Here is a 23,853-nt window from a genome sequence, read left to right as displayed (position 1 = left end):
ATGGCGCGCTTCCTCCGCAACAGCCTGACGCTCGCTCGCAAGGAATGGATCAGCCTGCTGCGTGACGTCTTCATGCTGGGCTTCGTCGTCTATTCCTTCACCTTTTCCGTCTACAGCCAAGCGACCGGCATCTCGCACGAGTTGCACAACGCCGCCATCGCCATCGTGGACGAGGACCGCTCGACCCTGTCGCAGCGGCTGGCCTCCAGCTTCCACAAACCGGAATTCCAGACCCCGGCGATGATCGGCCATGCCGAGGTCGATCCGGCGATGGATTCGGCCCGCTACACCTTCGTCCTCGACATCCCGCCGGATTTCCAGGCCGACGTTCTGGCCGGGCGCAGCCCGACGATCCAGCTGCTGATCGACGCCACCGCGATGATGCAGGCCGGCATCGGCGCCGGCACCATCCAGGGCATCGTCGACGACGAGGTCGGCCGCTTCGTCCGCCGCGAGGCCGACGGCACCGCCGCCCCGGTGTCGCTCCAGCTCCGCGTCGCCTACAACGAGGCGCTCGACACCAAATGGTTCACCGGCACCATGTCGGTGGTCAGCAACGTCACCATGCTGGCGGTGCTGCTGGCCGGCGCCGCCCTGATCCGCGAGCGCGAGCATGGCACGCTGGAACATCTGCTGGTGATGCCGGTCCGCCCGTCCGAGATCATGACCGCCAAGGTGCTGGCGAACGGCGCGGTGATCCTGGTGATGACGCTGGTGGCGCTCTATGCCGTGCTGCGCGGCCTCCTGTCGGTGCCGCTGGCCGGATCGGTGCCGCTGTTCCTGGCGGGAACGGCGCTGTACCTGTTCTTCGCGACGGCGCTCGGCATCTTCCTCGGCACGGTGGCGCGCTCGATGCCACAGCTGGGGCTGCTGTTCATCCTGATCGTGCTGCCGATGAACATGCTGTCCGGCGGCTTCACCCCGCTGGAAAGCGAGCCGGAATGGCTGCAGATGGCGATGCAGCTGTCACCCTCGACCCATTTCGTGGCCTTTGCCCAGGCGATCCTGTTCCGCGGCGCCGGCTTCGACGTGGTGTGGCCGAGGTTTGCGGCGACCGCCGGCATCGGCGCGCTGTTCTTCGCCTGGAGCCTGGCGCGGTTCAGAAGGCATCTGGCGAATTTCCGGTGAGGGGGCGTTCTGCCCCTCCCCGACCCTCCCCCGCTTCGCGGGAGAGGGTGCTTTATGCTAAGCGGCGGCAGTCCCCTCTCCCGCGTGAGCGGGGGAGGGTTAGGGAGGGGGCATTCGCCAGCCGAAGCCTGAACACCCCCCAAACCTCAGTGCGACCCGCCGCCCTCGAACGACGGCGCCGCCAGCCCGGAAGCCACCAGCTGCTCGATCAGCGCGCCCTTCAGCCGCTCCAGCCCGTCCTGGCTGTAGGACTCGGCGCGCGCCACCAGCACGTCCTGGGTGTTGGACGCGCGCAGCAGCCACCAGCCGTCGTCGGTCGTCACGCGGACGCCGTCGATGTCGTTGACCTTGGCGCCCGACGCCTTGACCCGGCCCTTGACCTCCTCGACCACGGCGAACTTGCGTTCCTCGTCGATCTGGAAGCGGGTTTCCGGCGTGTTGACCATGTCGGGCAGGCCATCGCGCAGGTCCGCCAGCGTCGTGCCCAGCTTGCTGACCAGCCCGGCCAGCCGCACGCCGCAATACAGCGCGTCGTCGAAGCCGTACCACTTGTCGGCGAAGAAGATGTGGCCCGACATCTCGCCGGCCAGCGGCGAGCCGGTTTCCGCCATCTTGGCCTTCAGCAGCGAGTGGCCGGTCTTCCACATCAGCGGCACGCCACCATGCTTGGCGATCTCGTCGAACAGGGCCTGGCTGGCCTTGACGTCGGCGATGATGGTGGCGCCCGGATGGCTCTTCAGCACGTCGGCGGCATAGAGCGCGACCAGCTGGTCGCCCCACACCACCCGGCCCTTGTGGTCGATGGCGCCGATGCGGTCGCCGTCGCCGTCGAAGCCGATGCCGATGTCGCAGCCATGCTCCGCCACCGCCTTCTTCAGGTCGACGAGGTTGGCCTCGACCGTCGGATCCGGGTGATGGTTGGGGAAGTTGCCGTCGATGTCGTCGAACAGCAGGACATGGGTGCCCGGCAGCTTGGCGGTCAGGCGGCGCAGGATCTCGCCCGACGCGCCGTTGCCGGAATCCCAGGCGATCTTCAGGTCGCGCGTGCCGTCATAGTCCTTCAGCAGGCGGGCGACATACTCGTCCTGGACGTCGATCTTCTCCGACGACCCCTCGCCCTGCTCCCAGTCGGCCTTGGCCGCCATGGTGCCGAGTTCCAGGATCTGCTGGCCGTAGACCGGGCCCTTGCCCAGCATCATCTTGATGCCGTTGTAGTCCGGCGGGTTGTGCGAGCCGGTGATCATGATGCCGGCCGCGGCCTCGCGGTCGCGGGTGGCGAAATACAGCATCGGCGTGGGGCCGAGCCCGATGCGCAGGACATGCAGGCCGGTGGAAACCAGCCCCTCGACCAGCGCCTCCTCCAGCTCCGGCGAGGACAGACGGCCGTCATAGCCGACGCAGACCGTCTTGCCGCCCTTGCGCACCACCACGGTACCGAAGGAACGGCCGACCGCGCGGGCGTCGGCGGGGGTCAGCGTCTTGCCGACGATGCCGCGGATGTCGTACTCGCGCAGCACCGTGGGGTGGAAGGTATGGGCTTCGCTCATCGTCTCGTTAGTCCTCTGTTGGACGCCGTCTTAAGACCTTATCCGCGATCCATCCCGCCGGCCGGCGTCGGCCGGCCGATGGACGTATAGATGAAGCCGGCCTTCGCCATGTCGTCGGGATTGTAGATGTTGCGCAGGTCGATCATCACCGGCCGCTTCAGCATCGCCTTCACCCGCTTCAGATCGAGCGCACGGAATTCGTTCCACTCCGTGAGAATAGCGACGCAGTCGGCGCCCTCCAAGGTGCCGTATGCATCGCCGGCCCATTCCACGCCGGGCAGCAGCTTTCCGGCCTCGTGCATCGCCGCCGGATCGAAGGCGCGCACCTTGGCGCCCGCCGCCTGAAGCGCCGGCACGATGTCGAGCGACGGGCTGTCGCGCATGTCGTCGGTGTTCGGCTTGAAGGCGACGCCCAGCACCGCCACCGTCTTGCCGTCCACCGACCCGCCGCAGGCGGCGACGATGCGCTCGGCCATCTGCTTCTTGCGCTTGTCGTTGATGTCGACGACCGTCTCGATGATGCGCAGCGGGCTGCCGACCTGCTGGGCGGTGCGGACCAGCGCCAGCGTGTCCTTGGGGAAGCAGGAGCCGCCATAGCCCGGACCCGGGTGCAGGAACTTCTTGCCGATGCGGCCGTCCAGGCCGATGCCGCGCGCCACGTCATGGACGTTGGCGCCCACCTTCTCGCACAGGTCGGCGATCTCGTTGATGAAGGTGATCTTGGCGGCCAGGAAGGTGTTGGCGGCGTATTTGGTCAGCTCCGCCGTCTCCAGCGAGGTCACCACGATCGGCGTCTCGATCAGGTAGAGCGGCCGGTACAGCCGGCGCATCACCTCGCCCGCGCGGTCGGACGTCGCACCGATGACGACGCGGTCGGGCCGCATGAAGTCGCCGATGGCCGAGCCTTCGCGCAGGAATTCCGGGTTGGACGCGATGTCGAACTCGGCGTCGGGCCGCACGCGGCGGATGATCGCCTCGACCTCGCGGCCGGTGCCGACCGGGACCGTCGATTTGGTCACCACCACCGTGTAGTGGTCGAGATGCTGGGCGATCTCTTCCGCCGCACCATAGACGTAGGACAGGTCGGCATGGCCGTCGCCGCGGCGCGACGGGGTGCCCACCGCGATGAACACGGCGTCCACGCCCTGCATCGCCTCCTTCAGGTCCAGGGTGAAGGACAGGCGGCCGGCCGCGACGTTGCGGGCGACGAGGTCGTCCAGGCCGGGCTCGTAGATCGGAATCTCGCCGCGCTTCAGCCGCTCGATCTTGCCGGCGTCCTTGTCGACGCAGGTGACGTGCACGCCGAATTCCGAAAAGCAGGCGCCGGAGACCAGGCCGACATAGCCCGTGCCGATCATCGCTATGCGCATCGCGTCCCCCTCATGTCCTTGAAGTCAGAAATCCCGGATCGGCCTCGCCCGGCCCAAACGCATGCGCCCGCCCCCGTCCGGCTCAGGGGACGGGGGCGGGCGCGGCATCGGGAATGCCGTCCGTCGGTCAGCAATATTTCCGCAGCATCTCGCGCACCTTGTCGGCCATGTCCGGCCGGTTCAGCGCGTGGGCGAGCGTCGCCTCGATGAAGCCGACCTTGTCGCCGCAATCGTAGCGGGTGCCTTCGAAACGCAGGCCGTGGAAGGGCTGCGTGCCGATCAGGTTGGCCATCGCGTCGGTCAGCTGGATTTCGTTGCCGGCGCCGCGCTGCTGCTTTTCCAGATGGTCGAAGATTTCCGGCTGCAGGATGTAGCGGCCGATGATCGACAGGGTCGACGGCGCCTCTTCCGGCTTCGGCTTCTCCACGAGGCCGCGGACGGTGGCGAGACGCCCGTCGTCCTTCTCGACGTCGAGGATGCCGTAGCTGCTGGTCTTTTCGCGCGGCACGTCGACGACGGCGACGATGTTGCCGCCGACCTCCTCATAGGCCTCGACCATCTGCTTCAGGCAGGGGGTCTTGCCCTGGACATAGTCGTCGGGCAGCACGATGGCGAAGGGGTCGTTGCCGATCAGGGCGCGGGCGCACCACACCGCGTGGCCGAGGCCGAGCGGCACCTGCTGGCGGGTGTAGAAGCAGCGGCCGGGCGCGATCTCGCTGTGGCGGACCTCCTCCAGCGCGTCCAGCTTGCCGCGCTCCTCGAGCGTGCGGTTCAGTTCGGTGTCGGCGTCGAAATGGTCCTCGATGGCGCGCTTGGAACGGCCGGTGACGAAGACGAAATCCTCGATGCCGGCGGCGCGCGCCTCTTCGACGGCGTGCTGCAGCAGGGGGCGGTCGACCAGGGGCAGCATCTCTTTCGGGATGGCCTTGGTGGCCGGCAGGAAGCGCGTGCCGAGACCGGCGACCGGGAACACCACCTTGCGCACGGGTTTCCGCATTGGACGTCTCTTGTGGTTGAGGCAAGTCGAAATCAAAATCGTCGCACGGCAGCCCGACCGCAAGCGGAGCCGGCGGGAGCGCGACCGTGGTCCGCGCTTTCTGCCACGCCTGCCGCGGCTGCGCAACAAACCTTCCGAGACCGGGCAAAAGGCTAGCCCACAGGGCAGAAATCGAATGAAAAACGGCCTAATGTCCTTGTTGGAGCCGAACTTTATCCGATCCGTCGAATCCTGCCCCGGACCTTTCTCATAGGCGCCGGGGCCTGGATTTCCCTTGGCAAGGGCTGGCGCGACACCGTGCCGCTGTCCCTTCCGCCCTGCCGTTCCGGCACCGCATCTTCCGTATGACGCCGCATCCGCGACGCTTGCGCCGGAGGGGGTACGGCGGCCATGCTGCGCCGCATGCCCCCCGACTCGCCGAATCTCCTCCCGCCGGACGCCCCCTCGCCGGACGCCCCCTCGCCGGACACCCCCTCGCCGGACGCCCCCCTGCCGAACGCGGAGGCGCTGCAGGCCCGCGTGCTCCACCGGGACGCGCTGTGCTTCGTCATCGACAAGCCGGCCGGCCTCGCCGTCCACAAGGCCGGACGCATCACCGACCATCTGGAGCTCTACCTGCCCCATCTGGCCGAACCGGGCGGCGAGCCGCCGAAGCTCGCCCACCGGCTGGACCGCGACACCGCCGGCTGCCTGATCCTCGGGCGCACCCCCTGGGCGCTGAAGCGCTTCGGACAGATGTTCGCCGCCGGCCATGTGGAGAAGACCTATTGGGCGGTCGCCGACGGCATCCCGGAGGCGGAGTCCGGCGTCATCGACCTGCCGCTGCTGAAACGGATCGAGCCCAAATCCGCGACGGGAGCCGCCCGCTCCTCCTGGACCATCCTGCCCCACCCGGACGGCCAGCCGGCGGTCACCGAATACCGCGTGCTCGGCACCGGTCCCGGCGGCTCCGCCGGCCGCTCCTGGCTGGAGCTGCGCCCGCGCACCGGCCGCACCCACCAGATCCGCCTCCATTGCGCCGCCATCGGCTGCCCGCTGGTGGGGGAGCCCTTCTACGGCCCGGCGCGCATCCCGCCGGGGAACCTGCATCTGCTGGCCCGCTCCGTCGCCTTCCGCATGGCCTTCGAATACCCGGCGGTCGACGCCGTCGCCCCGGCACCGGCGCATATGCGGGACGCGCTGTCCGCCTGCGGCTGGCGGGACGGGTGAGCGGCGCCGCGAAAAGGGGGTGCTTCCGTCATGTCCGCCGCGTCCCAATGTTAGGGGACGGACACCGGCAACTGACGGAGCGCACGGAATGGGACAGACGGATGGCGAACCGGCGGGCGGCGGACAGGCGGTCACCGACAACCGCGCCATGGGCCGGTTCGAGCTGGCGGTCGGCGGCCAGACGGTCTACGCCGACTATCGCCGCAACGGCCCGACCCTTGTCATCTCCTACGTCGAGGCGCCGCCCTCGCTGCGCGGCACCGGCGCCGCCGGCCGCCTGATGGAGGGCGTGATGGAGGCGGCGCGGGCGGAGGGGCTGAAGATCGTGCCGCTCTGCAGCTACGCCGCGCTGTGGATGCGGCGGAACCGCCGGCACACCGACCTGCTGGCGTAAGGGCCCGCCGCTACCCCGGCCGCTATCCCTCCGGCAGCGCGAAGCTCGCCACCACCGGCGCGTGGTAGCTGACGGGGGACGGCCCGTCGGGATGGTCGACCTCGTCGGTCAGGTCCTCGTTGTGGATGGCGACGTCGCGCAGGCGCTCGGTCAGGCGGGGCGAGGCCAGCAGATGGTCGAGCAGCACCGGCGTGCCGGCATGCAGCACGGTGTAGCGCCGCTCCTGCGGGATCGCCTCCTCCAGCGGCTCCAGCACGCGGCCGGCCAGCTCCGGGTTTCCGGTGAAATCGGCAGCGGCGCGGATGATGCGCACCGCGGTCTGCTCCAGATCGGCGTTGCAGTCGCCGGCGACGACGACCAGCGCGTCGGGCTCGGCGTCGAACAGCCGGTCCACCGCGATGCGCGTCTCCAGCGCCTGCCCCGCCCGCTTGATCGACGCGAGGTAATAGCCCTCCGCCCAGCCGGCCGCCGTCCTCCAGGTCGAGGCATCCGCCTTCTGCCCCGGCACCGGGGCGGCGATGGGCGCCCGCAGATGCAGGTCGAAGACATGCAGCGTCTGCCCGCCGGGCAGCGCCACCTCGGCATGGAGCACCGGGCGGTCCCAGCCGACCTCGGTCGCCTCCACCGACGCCGGGTCGGCGGTGGCGAGCATCACCCGCGGCGGCGGCACCAGCTGGTGGCGCAGCAGCCGCGCCGCCGCGATGGGCCAGCGGCTGACGATCACCGGGTTGTGGCGGTCGGCCGGCGACCCGGCATCGCCGGCGGTGACGTGGTAGCCGGCATAGCGCGTCCCCTCCAGCAGGCGGGACAGCGCCCGCAGCACGCGCGGCTCGCTCTTCACCGGATGCTGGCCGTCGACCTCCTGCAGGCAGAGGATGTCGGCCTCCAGCCGCTCCAGCTGCGGGCGCAGGGTGGCGATCCGCGCCTCGAAGGGCGGCTCGTCCGTGTCGTCGTCCAGGTTCTCCAGGTTGAAGGTGGCGATCCGGAACAGCGTTTCGGCCATGGCGGGCTCCGCGGAAGGACGGCAGGCGGCGGCATGCCGCCGGGTCGAGCCTATCAGAACAGCTCGACGTCGCCCTCGATCCGCGATTTGCGCAGATGCTCCATGTAGGAGGATTCGTTGCGGGCGATGTCGTGCAGCGACTCGTCGCCGATCAGCCGGCGCTGGCTGCGTCCGCTGGTGGGGAAGAAGCGCACCGCCCGCGGGCTGACGCCGCCGACGTCCCAGCTGACGGTGGGGATCCCCTCCGTCGCCAGATACTCCATGACGAAATCGACGTTGCGCTGGCCGATGTTGGCGGTGCGCAGCGTGTTCAGGTTGACGTTGGCCCCGCCGAACAGCTTGGCGCGCAGCCGGTCGCGCCGGCCGGTGACGGCCAGCAGCCGGTTGATCAGATGCTCCATCGCCGTGGCGCCGTAGCGGGACGACAGCGACAGCACGTCAAGCCCGGCGTCGGGCAGCAGGAAATGGTTCATGCCGCCGATCTCCGCCACCGGATCGTACAGGCAGGCGGCGACGCAGGAGCCCAGCGTGGTGGTGATGACGACGTTCGGGTCGTCGGTGACGACGCAGCCGCCGACGACGATGTTCACCACCTCCGCTCCCAGCCGCCGGTCGTGGTAGCGGTTTGCGGCGACGTCCTGCCGTTCCAGCCTGCGGCGAAGGGCGCTGCGCGCGGCCGGGCTGCGGGGGCGGTCCGTCGTCATCGGGCGGGCATCATGGGGGGCGAACGTCATGGAAGGTGGCGGGCTCCCGGCATGGGCTATGGGCAGATTTAGGGCGGATGGACCGGTGGCCCATTCAACGTTGGTCTGGTTTTTCACATACCCGTCATATTCCGTACTATGACGGTTGTCGTCAATAGGTTGCGATCCACCGCTCCAGAACCCTGGTCTGCAACGCGCGCGCGCCGGCGGCCCAGGCCCGCGCCTCCGGCGGGGTGGCCGTCACCCGCCGGTCGAGCGCCGCATCCAACGCCGCCCGGCGCCCGGGGTCGGAAATGAACAGGACGAAGCCCAGCCGCCGGCCGCTGGCCGCCGTCAACAGGCCGGACAACCCCTTGACATAGGCCAATGTTCCCGATTTTGCCCGGACGCCCGGGGGCAGCTGCTTGCCGTCCTCCTCCCCGGGCAGCAGGTCCCACAGCGCCGGGCCGCCGGCCCGCAGCAGCGCCGCCATCTGCCGCGGCGTGGCGCGCGATCCGGTGCCCAGCCCCGAATGGTTGGCCAGCCGCAGCCTGCGCCAGTTCGCTCCTTCCAGCGGCTGCCGGGTCAGCCACCCCTGCAGCAGGGCTGCCGACCGCTCCAGCGTGGCGGGGCCGGAGCCCGTGGCCGTGGCGGTGGCAATGGCGGGATCCAGCCGGCGGGCGGCGGCCAGCCCGATCACCTCGGCCGACAGATTGTTGGAATGGCGCAGCAGCCCGCGCGCCAATTCCGACAGCGGCAGGCTGTCCAGCGCGGCCAGCGGCACCGCATTGCCAGGCGCCCGGCCGGCCAGCGGCGGCGGCAGGGAAAGGCCGGCATCGGCGGCCATCCGGCGGAACAGCGTGGCGGCGGCCAACCCCGGCCGCGCCACCGGCACCCAGACCGGTCGCGGATCGGCGCCGCCCGGCAGTGCGACGCGCCAGCGGTCGGCGCCGTCCGGCAGAAGGGCAAAGGGCCCGCCCGCCGTCATCGGCAGCGCCGCGACGCTGTCCAGCGGCATCCGCCCGGCGGAGGCGACCGACAGCACCTCCGGCACCGGGCGCCCGTCGGCGCCGCGGCGCCACGCCAGCAGGGCCCGGTTGTAGTTCAGCGACAGCGCGCCGATCCCGGTGTTGTAGGCCGCCGCCCAGGGCTGGCCGGCATCGATCTCCGCCAGTTCGGGCAGCTGCCCGCAATCATAGAGGAACCGCCCTTCCACCTGCCGCAGCCCGGCGGCGCGCAGCATGTCGACCAGCTGCGCCAGGCCCTCCGTCGCCAGCGCCGGATCGCCGCCGCCCTGCAGGATCAGGTCGCCCCGTAACATCCCGTCGAGCGGCGCCGCGCTGCCGAGCAGCCGGGTGGTGAAGCGGTGGTCCGGGCCCAGCAGGGCAAGCGCCGCCGCCACCGTCGGGATCTTCGCCACCGACGCCGGGATGAAGAGGGTGTCGGCCGCCCGCGCGTCCACCACCTGCCCGCCGACAGGATCGAACAGGATGTATCCGACCGCGGTCTCATCGAAACCAGGGGTTGCAGGGGCCGGCCCCGCCAGGGCCGCGGCCGGCAGCAGGCAGGACGCCAGGAGCGACCCCAGCAGCCCAAGGACAGGGCGGCGCCCAACCGGCAGCCTCTGCAGCGGCCTCTGCCGCGGCCTCTGCGACGCGGAGCCGGGATCGCCGCCGGGCGCTGTTTCGGAATCGCTGTCGGGAGGGCAGGTCATCGTCGGGCGGGGTATCCTGTCTTGGCGGGGGCGGTCGGGCCCTTTCCGCTTCTGAAGGAACCTTTGATAAAGTATTCTGGGGAAAAATGCAGGAAATCGCGATCAGGGGCGTAGCCGGGCAATGCCCGGGCGGGGGGCGGGATGGCGATGTCCAAGCGGCGCGAGACGCGCTTCGAGGTGGTGGTCGAACAGGGCGGAAAACCCAACATCGACGGCGTCTTCGATGACGAGAAGGCGGCGACGGAACGCGCCAACTATTTGCTGCGCCTTGCCAAGTTTCCGGTGGTCCGCGTGGTCAAGGTCACCGGCAGCGGACGGGAAGAGACGGTCTTCCAGAAGAAATCCGCCGGCGGCGGCAAGCTGACCACCATCTCCCCGATCGAGAACGCCAACCTCTGCACCGACGTGTTGCAGCTGTTCTCCTTCGACAGCCGGATGACCCTGCTGCGCCTGCTGCGCGGCTATTGGGACGACCAGGGCGTCATCCCGACGGAACAGCTCCACCGCTACTTCCCATTGCGCTATTTCGAACGCGAGGCCCTGCTGTTCAACCCGGCGGTCAGCCGGCTCGCCAGCATCCAGGCGCCGATGCTGGGGCTGAAGCCGCACGAACGCTACGACCAGATCATCCGCCTGTTCGGTTCGCTGAAGGAACTGGCCCAGCAGTCCGACACGCTGGCACCCTTCGACCAGGCGCTGATGCGCAGCGGGATCTCCGGGCTGCTGCTGGCCGCCGTCGAGCGTCCGCTGGAGGAGCGCGACCGCATCGTCACCCATGCCGTCGGCTCGGCGCTGGAGCCGCACCGCGACTGGGGCGCCAAGCTGACCGCGGTGCTGCGCCTGCACCACGAGGACGACGGCGAGACCACCCGGCTGGTCGACGAGTTCACGGCGGAGATCGTCGACGGGCGCGAGCCGATTCGCGCGCTGATCGGCTATGCGCCCGACCTCGGCTCCGCCATCCTCGCCCTGCTGGCGACCCTGCGCGGCGACCTGGACGACCGGCTGCCCCACACCGACGCGCTGCTCGCCCTGTCCAACGCCGTCGGCGGCGGCGGCTTCGTCCGGACGCGGGAGGCGGTGCTGCACCGGATCCGCGGCGGGCTGGACGGGCTGACCCCGCTGACCCGCACCGGGGCGGCCAGCGACGCCCGCGCCTTCGGCGCCATCGTCGACGGGATGATCGCCTTCGACGGCTTCATGGGCGGCCCGGAGATGGCGGAGACGCTGACCCGCCGCGGCAAGGTCGTGTGGGCGGCCGGCGGCCGCGACCTGCCTTTCGAGGAGACGATGACGCGGCTGGCCGGGCGCTTCGGCACCGCGGCCGGGCGGCTTGGCTATCTGCTCGACCTCGGCGCCAGCCCCTACGGCCGCAGCAAGGTCAGCACCGTCATCCAGCATGTGGCGACCGAGCTCAGCCGCGTGAAATCGGCGGCGGAGCTGGCCGCCCCCGGCGTCTCGATGCAGGAGGTGCGCGACGGGCTGGGCCGCCGCCTGCGTGCCGCCGGCATCCCGCGGGCGCTGGCCGACGGGCTGATCGCCAAGATCGCCGCCATCCCCGACGACCAGCGCCTGTCGGTGACCGGCAGCGGCGTGCTGGCGGGCCAGCGGCTGGCCCCCGGGACCGCCCCCGGGACCGCCCTCGGCACCGCCCCACGCCCGATGGACATGACGGTCGACGCCCACGCGCCGCCCGCACCGCCGATGCCCCGCCTGACGCTGAGTTACCAGGGGCGGACGGTGACGTTGCCGGATGGCGGCGGCGAGGTCGTGATCGGCCGGTCCGCCGACTGCGCCATCGTGCTCGACCATGCCTCCGCCTCGCGCCGGCACGCGACGGTGCGGCTGCAGGGCGGCGCCTATGTGCTGGAGGATCTCAGCCGCAACGGCACCCGCGTGGCTCCGCGCGGCGGCGACCAGCGGGTGCTGAAACAGGGGGAGACGGTTCCGCTTGCCGGCCGGGGGGAGATCGTCATCGGCTCCCTCGACCTCGGCGAGCACCCGGCCCGCATCGCCTGGGAACTGTCGGGCCGATAACCCCTCACCCTCCGGCGCAGGCCGCCGCCAGCCGGTTTTCCGTCATGCGGTCGTCCAGCATCGCCACCGCCCACACAGCCAGCCCGCCCAGCGCCAGCGCGGCGCCGACCCAGCCGGTGGAGGTCCAGCCCCAGCCGGCGGCGATCGCCATCCCGCCCAGCCACGGCCCCAGCGCATTGGCGGCGTTGAAGGCGCTGTGGTTCAGCGCCGCGGCCAGCGTCTGCGCATCCTCCGCCACGTCCATCAGCCGGGCCTGCAGCGGGGTGCCCAGCCCGCCGCCGCAGCCGATCATGAAGACGACCGCCGACACCGCCCAGATGTTGCCGGCGGCGAACGGGTAGAGCGCCAGCGACCCGGCGCTCCACAGCAGCACGGCGGCGACGGTCGGCATCAGGGCGCGGTCGGCGGCCCAGGCGCTGACCAGCGTGCCGACGGTCATGCCGGACCCGAACACCGCCAGCACGACCGGCACCATCGCCGGGGAAACCTGCGTCACCTCCATCAGGGTCGAGGCGACATATGTATAGACGGCGAACATCCCGCCGAAGCCGATGGCGCCGATGCCCAGCGTCAGCCAGACCTGCCGCCGCTTCAGGGCGCCCAGTTCGCGCAGCGGGCTGGAGTCCGGGTGCGGCCGGTCCTTGGGGGCGAAGGTCCAGACCAGGGCCACCGTCAGCAGGGCGAGCAGCCCGACGACGCCGAAGCCCCAGCGCCAGCCCAGCGCCTGCCCGATCCAGTTCGCCATCGGCACGCCGACGACGGTCGCCACCGTCAGGCCCAGCATGGTCCGCGCCACCGCCTGCGCGCGGCGCTGCGGCGGCACCAGCGAGGCGGCGACCAGGGCGGCGACGCCGAAATAGGCGCCGTGCGGCAGGCCGCTCAGGAAGCGGAAGACCAGCATCCAGCCGTAGGACGGTGAAAAGGCGCTCGCCACGTTGGCGACGGCGAACACCGCCATCAGCCCGATCAGCAGCGTCCGCCGCGACAGCCTCGCCGCCAGCACCGCGATCACCGGCGCCCCCACCACCACCCCCAGCGCATAGGCGCTGATGACGTGGCCGGCGGTCGGCTCGTCGATGCCGAGGCCGCGGGCGAAATAGGGCAGCAGGCTCATCGTCGCGAACTCGGTCGTTCCGATGGCGAAGCCGCCCATGGCGAGCGCCAGGAGCACCAGGCCGGGATGGGCGGACGCCGTCTGCACCGCCGCCTCCCCTGCCGCCTGCCCCTGTGCACGCGCGTTGCCGTGATGGCCGGCCGAAGCCATGGTCGTTTCTCCGCTGTCGCCGCTCGATGATGGCACCCGGCGGACAAAGGGAACGGAATGCGGCCGGGGCGAGGTCAGGATATTTGCCGCGGGCATGATGAGGCAATCCGCCGCATGCCGCCAATTCCGCAGGTGCGAGATGAGCAGCGGGCATGGCTCGGCGGCGGGTCGCCCGGGCCGGAGCCTCAGCGGCCGACGGTCAGCGGCTGACGGTCGCCATCAGCCCGCCGATGCCGACGAAGGTTCCGCCGGTCACCCGGTTGAACCAGCGCCCATGGCGGGAGAGCCAGGGGGCGATGCGCTGGGCGGTGCCGGCCAGCACCAGCTCGTAGCAGAATTCCGTGAAGGCGAAGGTGCCGCCCAGCACCGCGAACTGCAGCCAGAAGGAGGCGCCCGGCACCATGAACTGCGGCAGGAAGGCGGCGAAGAAGATCAGCGCCTTCGGATTGGAGACCGCGACCAGGAAGCCCTCGGCGAACAGCCGCAACGGAGCGGTCCTGCCCCCGGCTTCAGCGGCGGCGTCGGTGCCCACGGCAGCGGCCGGTGCCCGCCACAGGCGGAAACCGAGATAGACCAGATAGGCGGCGCCGAGCCACTTGGCGATGGTGAAGGCGGTTTCCGACGTTGCCAGCAGCGCGCCCATCCCGGCCAGCGACGCCGCCACCAGCACCAGGAAGCCGCAGACGCCGCCCAGCACGGTGAAGACGGTGCGGGCGAAGCCGAAGCGCACGCCATGGGTCAGCGACAGCAGCCCGTTCGGCCCCGGCGTCACCGACAGGCCGACCGCCGCGATCACGTAAACGATCCAGATTTCCAACGTCACGGCGACCATCCCCATTTGCCGGCCAAATCCGCCCCACTATGGCACCGGCAGGCCCGATCCGCCACCGTCACCCCGGTCCCACCGGAGGGCCGGAGGGCGGAGCGGGCGGCGGAACGGCGGGCAGCCCGTCTCCGAGCAGGGCGATCCGCCCGATGCCGGGAAGCTTCACCGCGAGGTCGAGCGGGTCGATGCCGACCGTCAGCCCCAGCAGATTGACCTCCACCCCCTCCTCCCGCGCCAGCAGCAGGCCGGCCAGGCCGAACAGGCTGACCTGCCAGCCGGTGCCGCTCGGCGCCCGCGCGAACAGGCCGGTGCCGAGATAATCCTTGCCGAGCGCCGTGGAGGGCAGGTCGAGCCGCAGCTCCGGCACGGCGCGGGCCACCCAGGCGGCGAAGGTGTTGCTGTTGGGGCCGGGCCAGACCCGGTACTCGCCAGCAAAGGGATAGCTGGCGGCGGCCTCGGCGATCCGCGGGATGGCCGCCGCCGCCGCGGCGCCGCGCAACTCCGCCAGCACCACCGGCGGGGCGCCGAACCAGCGGCCGTCGGGGTCGCGGTTGCTGACCGCCACCGCCGGCAGGCCGCGGTAGGCCCGCCAGCCGATCACCTCGTAGACGGTGTAGCTCCGCGCACCCGCCGGCTTCACCGCGAACCAGGGATGCACGCCGAAGGCGCCGCGCCAGGACAGGGCGCGGGCGGCATAGACCTGGACGACCGCCTCGGGCGTCGCCGCCGGATCGGGGGCGAGGCCGACCGGGCTGCGGTCGGCCCGGCTCCAGTCCACCGCCAGCGACACGGTTCCCGACGCGACGACGAAGGCCGGCCCGGCGAGCAGCAGGACCAGCGTCAGCAGGCAAACCAGCAGCACCTTCACCACCCCATGCGCCCCATCCGGCCTCGCTGCCGCATGCTACCACCGCCGGAGCGGATCTCCCGGCCGGATCTTTCCGGCGACGCCGAAGAGGCGGCCGGCCGCTCACCCCACCGGCGGCATGCGGTCGATCAGCTTGTCCAGCGTGACCGGGTAGTCGCGCACGCGGATGCCGGTCGCGTTGTGGACCGCGTTGGCGATGGCGGCGCCGACCCCGCACAGCCCGAGCTCGCCCACCCCCTTCGCCTTCATCGGCGAGGACATCGGGTCGGTTTCGTCCAGGAAGACCACCTCCTGGTGCGGGATGTCGGCATGGACCGGCACCTCGTAGCCGGCAAGGTCGTGGTTGACGAAGAAGCCGGTCCGGGCATCCACCGCCAGCTCCTCCATCAGCGCCGCGCCGACGCCCATGGTCATGGCGCCGATCACCTGGCTGCGCGCCGACAGCGGGTTCAGGATGCGGCCCGCCGCGCAGACCGCCAGCATCCGCCGGACGCGGACCTCCGCCGTCGCGGCATCGACGCCGACCTCGACGAAATGGGCGCCGAAGGTCGATTGCTGGGCCTTCTTCGCCAGGTCGCCATACTCGATGGCATCCTCGGCCGACAGCCCGCCTTCGCCCGCCGCCTGGGCCAGCGGCACGCTGCGGTTGCCCGACCGCACCAGGCCGTCGGCGAACTCCGCATCGGCCGAGTTGACGCCGAGCGTCCGCGCCACCGCCTCGCGCAGCTTGACGCAGGCGGCATAGACGCCCGCGGTCGCATTGTTGGCGCCCCACTGCCCGCCCGACCCGGCCGACACCGGAAAGCTCGAATCGCCCAGCCGCACCACCACCTTGTCCAGCCCGACGCCCATCATCTCCGCCGCGGTCTGGGCGATGATGGTGTAGCTGCCGGTGCCGATGTCGGTCATGTCGGTCTCGACCGTCACCACCCCGCGCCTGTCCAGCCGCACCCGCGCCGCCGATTTGGTCAGCAGGTTGTTGCGGAAGGCGGCGGCCATGCCCATGCCGACCAGCCAGCGCCCGTCGCGCACCCGTCCCGGCTCGCCGCTGCGTTTGCTCCAGCCGAAGCGCTCGGCCCCGGTGCGCAGGCACTGCACCAGCTGGCGCTGCGAGAAGGGGCGCTCCGGCTTCTCCGGGTCGACCTGGGTATCGTTGAGGATGCGGAACTCCACCGGGTCGATCTTCAGCCGCTCCGCCATCTCGTCCATGGCGATCTCCAGCGCCATCAGGCCCGGCGCCTCGCCCGGCGCCCGCATGGCGTTGCCTTCCGGCAGGTCGAGATGGGCCAGCCGCGTGCCGGACAGCCGGTTGGCGCCGGCATAGAGCAGGCGCGTCTGGTCGGTCGCGGTCTCCGGCTTGCCGTCCTTCAGGTTGCCGGACCAGCTTTCATGGGCGATGGCCAGGATCCTGCCGTCCCGCCCGGCGCCAATGCGGAGGCGCTGGATGGTCGCCGGCCGGTGGGTGGTGTTGTTCGCGATCATCGGCCGCGGCAGCGCCACCTTGACCGGCCGCCCGGCCGCCCGTGCGCCCAGCGCCGCCAGCAGCGTGTCGGCGCGCAGGAACAGCTTGCCGCCGAAGCCGCCGCCGACGAAGGGGGAGATCACGCGGACCTTCTCCTTCGGCATCTCCAGCGTCTCGGCCAGATCGGTGACCGCCCAGTCGATCATCTGGTTGGAGGTCCACACGGTCAGCCGGTCGCCCTGCCAGGCCGCGATGGTCGCGTGCGGCTCCATCATCGCGTGGCTCTGGTCGGGGGTGGTGTAGGTCTCGTCCAGCTTGACCGCCGCCGCCGCGAAGGCGCCGGCGAAATCGCCGACGGTCGAATCCTCCGTCTTGTGTTCGGCGGAGTCGCCCATGGCCTCCCTGGCATGCGCCAGATCGAAGGCGCCGCCGCCGCTCTCGTACTCGATGCGGATGCGCTGCGACGCGGCCCGCGCCTGCTCGAAGCTCTCGGCCACGACCAGGGCGACCGCCTGATGGTAATGGTCGATCTCCGGCCCGCCCAGCAGCGGGGCGGCATTGCGGTCGGCCTTGCCGAGCCTGCCCGCGGTCCGGTGGGTGACGACGGCCAGCACGCCGGGGGCCGCCTCGGCCTCCTCCACCGACAGGGAGGCGATGCGCCCCTTGCCGATGCCGGCGCCGACCGGATAGCCATAGGCCTGGTCCGCCACCACGTCGTGGCGTTCATAGGCGTAGGGCGCGGTGCCGGTCGTCTTCAGCGGCCCGTCGATGCGGCTGGTCGGCTTGCCGATCACCGTCAGCCGGTCGATGGGATTGGTGGTGGCGGGGGTGTCGAACTTCATGGCTCAGCCTTTCGCTTCGGCCAGCACCGAGCCGAGCGTGCGCTCGACCAGCGGCAGCTTGAAGGCGTTGTCGTGCGTCGGCCTGGCGCCGGCCAGCAGCCGCTCAGCGACGGCCTTCGCCCCTTTTGGCAACTCGGCCTCCGCCGCCTCGACCCGCCACGGCTTGTGCGCGACGCCGCCCAGCGCAACCCGGCCGCTGCCGTCGGGCTGCAGGATGGCGGCGACGGAGACCAGCGCGAAGGCGTAGGAGGCGCGGTCGCGCACCTTGCGGTAGATGTGCCGGCCGCCGGCCGGCCGCGGCAGGGTCACCGCGGTGATCAGCTCGCCCGGCTCCAGCGCCGTCTCGATGTGCGGGGTGTCGCCGGGCAGCCGGTGGAAGTCGGCGATGGGAATGCCGCGGCGGGCGCCGTCGGGCCGCACCGTCTCGACCGTGGCGTCCAGCGCCCGCATCGCCACCGCCATGTCGCTGGGATGGGTGGCGATGCAGGCATCGCTGCCGCCGATCACCGCCAGCTGCCGGCTGAAGCCGCCGATGGCGGCGCAGCCGCTGCCGGGCTGCCGCTTGTTGCAGGGCTGGGCGGTGTCGTAGAAATAGGGGCAGCGGGTGCGCTGGAGCAGGTTGCCGGCGGTCGTCGCCTTGTTGCGCAGCTGGCCCGACGCGCCGGCCAGCAAGGCCCGCGACAGCAGGCCATAGTCGCGCCGCACCCGGTCGTCGGCGGCAAGGTCGGTGTTGCGCACCAGCGCGCCGATGCGCAAGCCCCCCTCCGCCGTCGCCTCGACCGTATCGAGCGACAGGCCGTTCACGTCGATCAGATGGACCGGCGTCTCGATCTCCAGCTTCATCAGGTCGAGCAGGTTGGTGCCGCCAGCGATGAAGCGGGCGCCGGGGGTGCGCGCCGCCGCCGCCGCCGCCTCGCCCGGATCGCGGGCGCGCTCGTAGCTGAAGGGCCTCATGCTTCCCTCCCGGCGACTTCCGTGATCGCGTCGACGATGTTGGAATAGGCGCCGCAGCGGCAGATGTTGCCGCTCATCCGCTCGCGCAGCTCGTCGGCGGTCAGCCGGGGCGCCGCGGTCAGGTCGGCGCTGACATGGCTGGGGATGCCGGCCTCGATCTCCTTCAGCACGGCGACCGCCGAACAGATCTGGCCGGGCGTGCAATAGCCGCACTGGTAGCCGTCATGCTTCACGAAGGCGGCCTGCATCGGGTGCAGGCTGTCGGGCATGCCCAGCCCCTCGATGGTGGTGATGCTGTCGCCCTGGTGCATCAGCGCCAGCGACAGGCAGGAATTGATCCGCCGCCCGTCCACCAGCACGGTGCAGGCACCGCACTGCCCATGGTCGCAGCCCTTCTTCGGCCCGGTCACGTGCAGCTGTTCGCGCAGCGCGTCCAGCAGGGTCGTCCGGGTGTCCAGGGTCAGGTCGTGGGGCTTGCCGTTCACCGTGAAGGATACGGTCGATATCACGGGCGCAAGGTCGGGGGGCACGGCCTGTTGCGGGACGGCCGCTCCGGCGGGCATCGGAAGGACGCCCGCGGTCAAGGCGGCCGTTGCCGCCGTGCCCATCAGCAGGCCACGCCGCGTCACGTCGAGGTCGCCGGGATGATGCATCGCGTGCTTCCCTCCTGTTCGTCGATAGTCTGTCGGGAAATCCCGTCAGCCGGGGCGGACATCGTCCGCCGCCGACGCATTCCCAGGCAAACTAAGGCGTCAAGGAGCCCCGATCAGTCCCCCGGCGGAGATGGTGCCCATGATCCACGCTCATGAAACCAAATCGGCTCCGCCACGGTTGTAGGGAGTTCCGCATTTTTTCCGGGCCGCTTCGCCGGTTCAGATGCTGTAGTCGCCCTGCTGCAGGCTCTGGTCCATGGTCAGGGCCGGGGCCGGCTCGTCGCGGCACCAGCCGACGACCTTGGCCGGCACGCCGGCCACCGTGGCGCAGCCGGGGACGTCCTTCAGCACGACGCTGCCGGCGCCGACCTTGGCATGGGCGCCGATGGTGATGTTGCCCAGCACCTTGGCGCCGGCCGCCAGCAGCACGCCGTCGCGGACCTTGGGATGGCGGTCGCCATGCTCCTTGCCGGTGCCACCCAGCGTGACGTTCTGCAGGATCGAGACGTCGTTGCCGATCACCGCGGTCTCGCCGATCACCACGCCGGTGCCATGGTCGATGAAAACGCCGCGCCCGACCGGCACCGCCGGATGGATGTCGACGGCGAAGGCCTCCGACACCCGGCTCTGCAGGAAATGGGCGAGGTCGTGGCGTCCGCGCCGCCACAGCCAATGGCCGACGCGGTGCCATTGCAGGGCGTGGAAGCCCTTGAAGTAGAGGAAGGGCGTCAGGCAGCCGTCGGCGGCCGGGTCGCGCGCCAGGATGGCGGCGAGGTCGGCGGCGGCGGCATCGACGATGGCCGGGTCGGTGTCCATGGCGTCGCGCACCACGGCTGCCAGCCGGTCCTCCGGCATGGCGCGGTCGGCCAGCTTGCGCACCAGCAGGGCGGCCAGCGCCGGGCCGAAGCCGTCGCGCGCCAGGATCGCGTCGTAGAGGAAGGGCGCCAGCCCGCTTTCCTCCGCCGCGACGCGCACGGCGTCGTCGCGCAGGCGGCGCCACAGCGACTGTTCGACCGTCTCCGCCGGTTCGCGCGTCATGACGTCCAGGCTGTCCATCGCCATCACCCTTTCCAGCAAAAGCATCCCGTCCCGCAACCCCGGCAGACGGCTGCTACTGTGGTGAGGAGCCCCCAGTCCGGTCAAGGCCATTGCCGTCAAGGCTGCCCCCCGCTCCGCCGGCCCCCGCGGCATCCGCGACGTGCGACCGCCGGAAGGCCTGGGGCGAGCGGCCCTCGCGCCGGCTGAAGAAGCGGGAGAAATAGGCCGGGTCCTCGAAGCCCAGCGCATAGCCGATCTCCGCCATGCCGTGGCCGGTGTAGATCAGCGAGCGCTTGGCCTCCAGCATCAGCCGGGCATGGACCAGCTGCAGGGTCGACAGGCCGGTGACGCGGCGGCAGGCGGCGTTCAGCCGGCCGGGCGTGACCCCCAGCACCACGGCATAGCGCTCCACCGGCCAATGGTCGCGGAAATGCTCGTCGACCACCGGCCGCAGCCGGGCGAGCAGCCGCAGGTCGGGCGACGGCCCCTGCCCCTCCAGGCCCGGTTCGGCCCGCCGCCGGTCGGCCAACCCCCGGTCGGCCGCCGGCCGCGCCGCGCCCAGCCGCAAGGCGGCGACCAGCATCAGCGTCACATGGGCGGCGATGGCGCTGGCGCGGCCAGGATGGTGGGCGCGGAACTCCGCCCTGATGGCGGCGAAGCCGCGGGCCAGCGCCGCCGCCTCGTCGGTGCCGGCCTCCAGGTCCCAGGCCCGCGGCAGGGCCGGCGCGGCGCGCAGGTCGGCCTCCGGCGCGGCGGCCAGCAATCCTGCCAAAAACCCTTCCGACATGGTCAGCACATGCCCGTCGGTGCCGGGATCGAAGCGGAAGCCGTGCACCACCTGGGCCGGCACCAGGATGAAGGCGGGGGCGCGGAACGCCGTTTCCGTGCCGTCCGCGGTCAGCAGCCCGCCGCCGGCGGTGACCAGCAGGGCATGGCTGAGGCCATCGTGCCGGTGGGGCCTGACCTCCCAATTGTGCAAGCGCATCCGCTCCGGGATCGTCTCGATATGGACGAAGCGCAGCTCCGGCACCGCCGGCGGTTCGCCATACAGCCAATAGCGGGGAATGGGTTCGACAGCATGCAGGCTGTGGGCGGACATCGCACGGGCTCCGGCGGTCTGGCGCTGAAAAGTACAAGCCTTTCGCCGGTTCGTCTATGTCCGGCCCTCCGCTCCCTGGATTAGCATCGATACGAATGATTGGCGCCACGAACAAAACGCCACCCGACGTCCCCGACAGTTCCCCCGAGGAGGGCGAGAGACATGCAGACCACCAAGGCGATGCGGACCCAGGTCGCCATCGTCGGCGCCGGCCCGGCCGGGCTGTTCCTGTCCCACCTGCTGCACCGGCAGGGCATAGAGTCGGTGATCCTGGAGCACCGGACCCGCGAGGAGATCGAGGGCACCATCCGCGCCGGCGTGCTGGAGCAGTGGGTCGTCGACCTGATGAACGGGATGGGGCTCGGCGGGCGCATGATGCGCGAGGGCCATTTCCATTCCGGCATCACCCTGCGCTTCGACCGCCGAAGCCACCACATCGACATGGCGGAGCTGACCGGCGGCAAGCGCGTCACCGTCTATGCGCAGCACGAGGTGATCCGCGACCTCGTCTCCGCCCGGCTGGAGGATGGCGGCAGCATCCTGTTCGGCGTGTCGGACGTGCAGTTCCACGATCTCGACGGCAAGGCGCCGCGCGTGAGTTTCCGCCGCGGCCCGGATGGCCCGCCGGAGGAGTTGCGCTGCGATTTCGTCGCCGGCTGCGACGGCTTCCACGGGCCGGCGCGGCAGGCGATCCCCGCCGCCGCCCGGGCCGAATACCAGATCGTCTACCCCTTCGGCTGGCTCGGCATCCTGACCGCGGCGCCGCCGTCCCACCCCGAGCTGATCTACGCCAACCACGAGCGCGGCTTCGCCCTGCTCAGCACCCGCTCGCCGGAGGTGCAGCGGCTCTACCTCCAGGTCGATCCCCGGGACGACATCGCCAACTGGCCGGACGACCGCATCTGGTCCGAACTGCATCGCCGGCTGGAGGATGAGAGCGGCTGGACCCTGAAGGAGGGGCCGATCTTCCAGAAGGGCATCATCGCCATGCGCAGCTTCGTCTGCGAGACGATGCAGCATGGCCGGCTGTTCCTTGCCGGCGACGCCGCCCACATCGTGCCGCCCACCGGCGCCAAGGGCCTGAACCTGGCGGTGGCCGACGTGCTGGTGCTGTCGCGCGCCATGACCGCCTACTACAAGTCCGGCGGCACGGAGGGGCTGGAGGGCTACAGCGCCACCTGCCTGCGCCGCATCTGGAAGGCGGAGCGCTTCTCCTGGTACATGACCACCATGCTGCACCGGAACGAGCAGGACTCGCCGTTCGAGCAGCGCGTGCATCTGGCCGAGTTGGACTATCTCGTCCATTCCCGCGCCGCCATGACCGCGCTGGCCGAGAATTACGTCGGCCTGCCGATGGAGTGAGGAGGTGCGGGCTGCCCCTTCCACAGCCCGGAAATCCCCATCCGCCCACTGGCATCCGCCCCCTTGCCGCGCCATCCTGTCCCCCGACCGACAGCCAGAGGGAAAGCTATCGCGATGAAGCAGGTGATGTTCGTGGAACTCGGCATGGGGGTGGACCTGCACGGGCAGGACGTGACCAAGGCCGCGGTCCGTGCCGTGCGCAACGCCATCGAACGCAACTCGATGCCCGGCATGCGGGCGCTGGTGGACGGCGACACCGGCAGGATGCAGGTGCGCGTCCATCTCGCCGTGCCGGCCGACGCCGACCGGCTGGACCAGGAGGCGGTCAAGGCGGTCTTCCCCTACGGCGCCGTCACCATCCATGTCACCAGCGGCGGCATGCTGGCGCCGAGCGGCATCTTCCTGGCCGACAAGAACGACCGCAACGAGCAGATCTACGTGGTCAACGCTGCCGTGGAGGTCGGCATCTGATTGTTCGGATGCGTCCCCCCCTGCTTCAATTTGCTATGCGGTATACGTGATTTCCCAGCTCGCGCGCACCGGATCGTTCCTGAAAACGCCAATTATGGGCGCGTTTTCTTTCCAGCATCTTGCGCAATGAAAGGCTTATCCGTTCCCTTCTCCCAATCGGCCAAGTACTCCGCCTTCTTCATATCCACGCTCTGCATGTTTGCCCGAGCCCAATCATGCGAAGCGGGGGTGTTTTCGACCCATGTGCAAGCTTTCAGGTCGCTCTCGAGATCGGAGGACGAAGCGGGAACCGGTTCCAGAGAAAAGCGGGCTTTCCACATTCCGAAGCGTGGAGCAATACGAGCGTAATAGACTTGATCGGTTGCTAAATCCGCGTCCATGAAGTCGGCCGACTCCCCCACAACCATCAGGCGATGCTTGCCTGCGGGAGTTTCGTAAGCAATTTTCTTCCCGGCAGATACGATACCGATAAACTCTGATTTTCCTGACGTTATGTCATAGACCGACGATTGAATGGCTCCTCCGAACATCGACGGGCGCATCAGGACAAGTGTCGCTGAGTTTTCAGAGGGTTTGGTCGCCGCGACCGGTTCCGATGCATCCCGCATATGCGGACTGGCACAGGCACTGAGCAACAACAGCGTGCTTACTGCCAAGAGCGCCGCACGAAATCTGCTCGCTATCATGGATTTTCCCCACTACCATTATTTTTCACGGGGCCACTGCGTCCGCATAGCTATGGTCTGCAGCGAAGCACCCATAACCCACCTTAAGTGGTAATCCCAAGTAGCGCAACCACGCGGAATCAAGCGCCTGAATCGTTGACGCTCAACGGCCAATCGACGGCCAATCGGCTTGATGATCCCAAACAAACGGATGATGTTGTTTGTACGTCGGCGGGTCCAGGGCCTCCTGCGGCCTTCGTCAAGCTG

Annotated in this window: 21 protein-coding genes; 6 read left to right on the top strand and 15 right to left on the bottom strand. The window is 70.3% G+C overall.

All coding sequences use genetic code 11. The features are described 5' to 3' along the window. Positions 1-1,128: an ABC transporter permease gene (locus tag ABMY26_RS32685; RefSeq protein ID WP_372400354.1), complete on the top strand. Its 1,128-nt coding sequence runs from the start codon at positions 1-3 to the stop codon at positions 1,126-1,128. Between the two features lie 146 nt (positions 1,129-1,274). Here ABMY26_RS32685 and pgmG read toward each other — a convergent pair whose 3' ends face one another. The 3 genes from pgmG to galU all read right to left on the bottom strand — a co-directional run bounded on the left by pgmG (position 1,275) and on the right by galU (position 5,042). Next, positions 1,275-2,675: a phosphoglucomutase/phosphomannomutase PgmG gene (gene pgmG, locus ABMY26_RS32680; RefSeq protein WP_372400353.1), complete on the bottom strand. Its 1,401-nt coding sequence runs from the start codon at positions 2,673-2,675 to the stop codon at positions 1,275-1,277. A 38-nt stretch (positions 2,676-2,713) separates the two neighbouring features. Further along, positions 2,714-4,045 (bottom strand): UDP-glucose/GDP-mannose dehydrogenase family protein, encoded by a 1,332-nt coding sequence (locus ABMY26_RS32675; protein WP_372400352.1) that lies wholly within the window; start codon positions 4,043-4,045, stop codon positions 2,714-2,716. 127 nt (positions 4,046-4,172) lie between these two features. Then, on the bottom strand, positions 4,173-5,042 hold the full coding sequence (galU, locus tag ABMY26_RS32670; protein ID WP_372400351.1) for a UTP--glucose-1-phosphate uridylyltransferase GalU: 870 nt from the start codon (positions 5,040-5,042) through the stop codon (positions 4,173-4,175). A gap of 390 nt (positions 5,043-5,432) precedes the next feature. Here galU and ABMY26_RS32665 point away from each other — a divergent pair, with 390 nt between their 5' ends. Next, positions 5,433-6,251: an RluA family pseudouridine synthase gene (locus ABMY26_RS32665; RefSeq protein WP_372400350.1), complete on the top strand. Its 819-nt coding sequence runs from the start codon at positions 5,433-5,435 to the stop codon at positions 6,249-6,251. An 88-nt stretch (positions 6,252-6,339) separates the two neighbouring features. Next, on the top strand, positions 6,340-6,645 hold the full coding sequence (locus ABMY26_RS32660; protein ID WP_372400349.1) for a GNAT family N-acetyltransferase: 306 nt from the start codon (positions 6,340-6,342) through the stop codon (positions 6,643-6,645). A 22-nt stretch (positions 6,646-6,667) separates the two neighbouring features. On the opposite strand, the gene ABMY26_RS32655 is transcribed toward ABMY26_RS32660, so the two are convergent. From ABMY26_RS32655 to ABMY26_RS32645, 3 genes are all read right to left on the bottom strand, one after another. Continuing rightward, positions 6,668-7,648: an endonuclease/exonuclease/phosphatase family protein gene (locus ABMY26_RS32655; RefSeq protein ID WP_372400348.1), complete on the bottom strand. Its 981-nt coding sequence runs from the start codon at positions 7,646-7,648 to the stop codon at positions 6,668-6,670. Positions 7,649-7,701: 53 nt separating this feature from the next. Further along, positions 7,702-8,382, bottom strand: coding sequence for a chemotaxis protein (locus ABMY26_RS32650; RefSeq protein ID WP_372400347.1), 681 nt, complete (start codon positions 8,380-8,382; stop codon positions 7,702-7,704). A 121-nt stretch (positions 8,383-8,503) separates the two neighbouring features. Next, a complete protein-coding gene (locus ABMY26_RS32645) occupies positions 8,504-10,045 on the bottom strand; it encodes a D-alanyl-D-alanine carboxypeptidase/D-alanyl-D-alanine-endopeptidase (protein WP_372400346.1) in 1,542 nt (513 codons plus the stop codon). Between the two features lie 141 nt (positions 10,046-10,186). On the opposite strand from ABMY26_RS32645, the gene ABMY26_RS32640 reads away from it, so the two are divergent. Next, positions 10,187-12,082, top strand: a complete 1,896-nt coding sequence (locus tag ABMY26_RS32640) for an FHA domain-containing protein (RefSeq protein WP_372400345.1) — start codon at positions 10,187-10,189, stop codon at positions 12,080-12,082. A gap of 4 nt (positions 12,083-12,086) precedes the next feature. On the opposite strand, the gene ABMY26_RS32635 is transcribed toward ABMY26_RS32640, so the two are convergent. The 8 genes from ABMY26_RS32635 to ABMY26_RS32600 form a co-directional block, all read right to left on the bottom strand. After that, a complete protein-coding gene (locus ABMY26_RS32635; protein WP_372400344.1) occupies positions 12,087-13,346 on the bottom strand; it encodes an MFS transporter in 1,260 nt (419 codons plus the stop codon). Between the two features lie 199 nt (positions 13,347-13,545). After that, positions 13,546-14,169: a LysE family translocator gene (locus ABMY26_RS32630; RefSeq protein ID WP_372400343.1), complete on the bottom strand. Its 624-nt coding sequence runs from the start codon at positions 14,167-14,169 to the stop codon at positions 13,546-13,548. A gap of 67 nt (positions 14,170-14,236) precedes the next feature. After that, on the bottom strand, positions 14,237-15,043 hold the full coding sequence (locus ABMY26_RS32625) for a DUF3750 domain-containing protein (RefSeq protein WP_372400342.1): 807 nt from the start codon (positions 15,041-15,043) through the stop codon (positions 14,237-14,239). Between the two features lie 99 nt (positions 15,044-15,142). Beyond that, the gene (gene paoC, locus ABMY26_RS32620) at positions 15,143-17,344 is read right to left on the bottom strand and encodes an aldehyde oxidoreductase molybdenum-binding subunit PaoC (RefSeq protein ID WP_372400341.1); all 2,202 of its coding nucleotides are present in this window, start codon (positions 17,342-17,344) and stop codon (positions 15,143-15,145) included. Positions 17,345-17,347: 3 nt separating this feature from the next. After that, a complete protein-coding gene (locus tag ABMY26_RS32615) occupies positions 17,348-18,298 on the bottom strand; it encodes a xanthine dehydrogenase family protein subunit M (RefSeq protein ID WP_372400340.1) in 951 nt (316 codons plus the stop codon). Next, complete coding sequence (paoA, locus tag ABMY26_RS32610) at positions 18,295-18,951, bottom strand: aldehyde dehydrogenase iron-sulfur subunit PaoA (RefSeq protein ID WP_372400339.1); 657 nt, start codon at positions 18,949-18,951, stop codon at positions 18,295-18,297. The genes ABMY26_RS32615 and paoA overlap by 4 nt, the downstream gene beginning before the upstream one ends. A 219-nt stretch (positions 18,952-19,170) precedes the next feature. Next, on the bottom strand, positions 19,171-20,013 hold the full coding sequence (cysE, locus tag ABMY26_RS32605) for a serine O-acetyltransferase (protein ID WP_372400338.1): 843 nt from the start codon (positions 20,011-20,013) through the stop codon (positions 19,171-19,173). Positions 20,014-20,062: 49 nt separating this feature from the next. After that, the gene (locus ABMY26_RS32600; RefSeq protein WP_372400337.1) at positions 20,063-21,088 is read right to left on the bottom strand and encodes a helix-turn-helix domain-containing protein; all 1,026 of its coding nucleotides are present in this window, start codon (positions 21,086-21,088) and stop codon (positions 20,063-20,065) included. 162 nt (positions 21,089-21,250) lie between these two features. On the opposite strand from ABMY26_RS32600, the gene pobA reads away from it, so the two are divergent. Continuing rightward, positions 21,251-22,450 (top strand): 4-hydroxybenzoate 3-monooxygenase, encoded by a 1,200-nt coding sequence (gene pobA / locus ABMY26_RS32595; RefSeq protein WP_372400336.1) that lies wholly within the window; start codon positions 21,251-21,253, stop codon positions 22,448-22,450. Between the two features lie 114 nt (positions 22,451-22,564). Then, on the top strand, positions 22,565-22,921 hold the full coding sequence (locus ABMY26_RS32590; RefSeq protein WP_045583671.1) for a Lin0512 family protein: 357 nt from the start codon (positions 22,565-22,567) through the stop codon (positions 22,919-22,921). A gap of 92 nt (positions 22,922-23,013) precedes the next feature. Here the strand turns inward: ABMY26_RS32590 and ABMY26_RS32585 are convergent, their stop codons facing one another. Continuing rightward, positions 23,014-23,607: a hypothetical protein gene (locus tag ABMY26_RS32585; protein ID WP_144428356.1), complete on the bottom strand. Its 594-nt coding sequence runs from the start codon at positions 23,605-23,607 to the stop codon at positions 23,014-23,016. Positions 23,608-23,853 lie beyond the last annotated feature (246 nt).

Source organism: Azospirillum sp. HJ39, from assembly GCF_041507355.1.
Taxonomy (GTDB): Bacteria; Pseudomonadota; Alphaproteobacteria; order Azospirillales; family Azospirillaceae; genus Azospirillum; species Azospirillum thiophilum.
Note: the sequence above shows the minus strand (reverse complement) of the source record. Positions and strands in the feature narration are given on the sequence as shown.

Coding starts and splice junctions, on each gene's coding strand:
- ABMY26_RS32650 (WP_372400347.1), bottom strand. CDS start 8,382: ATGACGTTCGCCCCCCATGATGCCCGCCCGATGACGACGGACCGCCCC.
- paoC (WP_372400341.1), bottom strand. CDS start 17,344: ATGAAGTTCGACACCCCCGCCACCACCAATCCCATCGACCGGCTGACG.
- ABMY26_RS32685 (WP_372400354.1), top strand. CDS start 1: ATGGCGCGCTTCCTCCGCAACAGCCTGACGCTCGCTCGCAAGGAATGG.
- ABMY26_RS32640 (WP_372400345.1), top strand. CDS start 10,187: ATGGCGATGTCCAAGCGGCGCGAGACGCGCTTCGAGGTGGTGGTCGAA.
- ABMY26_RS32585 (WP_144428356.1), bottom strand. CDS start 23,607: ATGATAGCGAGCAGATTTCGTGCGGCGCTCTTGGCAGTAAGCACGCTG.
- ABMY26_RS32600 (WP_372400337.1), bottom strand. CDS start 21,088: ATGTCCGCCCACAGCCTGCATGCTGTCGAACCCATTCCCCGCTATTGG.
- ABMY26_RS32655 (WP_372400348.1), bottom strand. CDS start 7,648: ATGGCCGAAACGCTGTTCCGGATCGCCACCTTCAACCTGGAGAACCTG.
- pgmG (WP_372400353.1), bottom strand. CDS start 2,675: ATGAGCGAAGCCCATACCTTCCACCCCACGGTGCTGCGCGAGTACGAC.
- pobA (WP_372400336.1), top strand. CDS start 21,251: ATGCAGACCACCAAGGCGATGCGGACCCAGGTCGCCATCGTCGGCGCC.
- ABMY26_RS32635 (WP_372400344.1), bottom strand. CDS start 13,346: ATGGCTTCGGCCGGCCATCACGGCAACGCGCGTGCACAGGGGCAGGCG.
- cysE (WP_372400338.1), bottom strand. CDS start 20,013: ATGGCGATGGACAGCCTGGACGTCATGACGCGCGAACCGGCGGAGACG.
- ABMY26_RS32665 (WP_372400350.1), top strand. CDS start 5,433: ATGCTGCGCCGCATGCCCCCCGACTCGCCGAATCTCCTCCCGCCGGAC.
- paoA (WP_372400339.1), bottom strand. CDS start 18,951: ATGCATCATCCCGGCGACCTCGACGTGACGCGGCGTGGCCTGCTGATG.
- ABMY26_RS32645 (WP_372400346.1), bottom strand. CDS start 10,045: ATGACCTGCCCTCCCGACAGCGATTCCGAAACAGCGCCCGGCGGCGAT.
- ABMY26_RS32590 (WP_045583671.1), top strand. CDS start 22,565: ATGAAGCAGGTGATGTTCGTGGAACTCGGCATGGGGGTGGACCTGCAC.
- ABMY26_RS32660 (WP_372400349.1), top strand. CDS start 6,340: ATGGGACAGACGGATGGCGAACCGGCGGGCGGCGGACAGGCGGTCACC.
- ABMY26_RS32675 (WP_372400352.1), bottom strand. CDS start 4,045: ATGCGCATAGCGATGATCGGCACGGGCTATGTCGGCCTGGTCTCCGGC.
- ABMY26_RS32615 (WP_372400340.1), bottom strand. CDS start 18,298: ATGAGGCCCTTCAGCTACGAGCGCGCCCGCGATCCGGGCGAGGCGGCG.
- galU (WP_372400351.1), bottom strand. CDS start 5,042: ATGCGGAAACCCGTGCGCAAGGTGGTGTTCCCGGTCGCCGGTCTCGGC.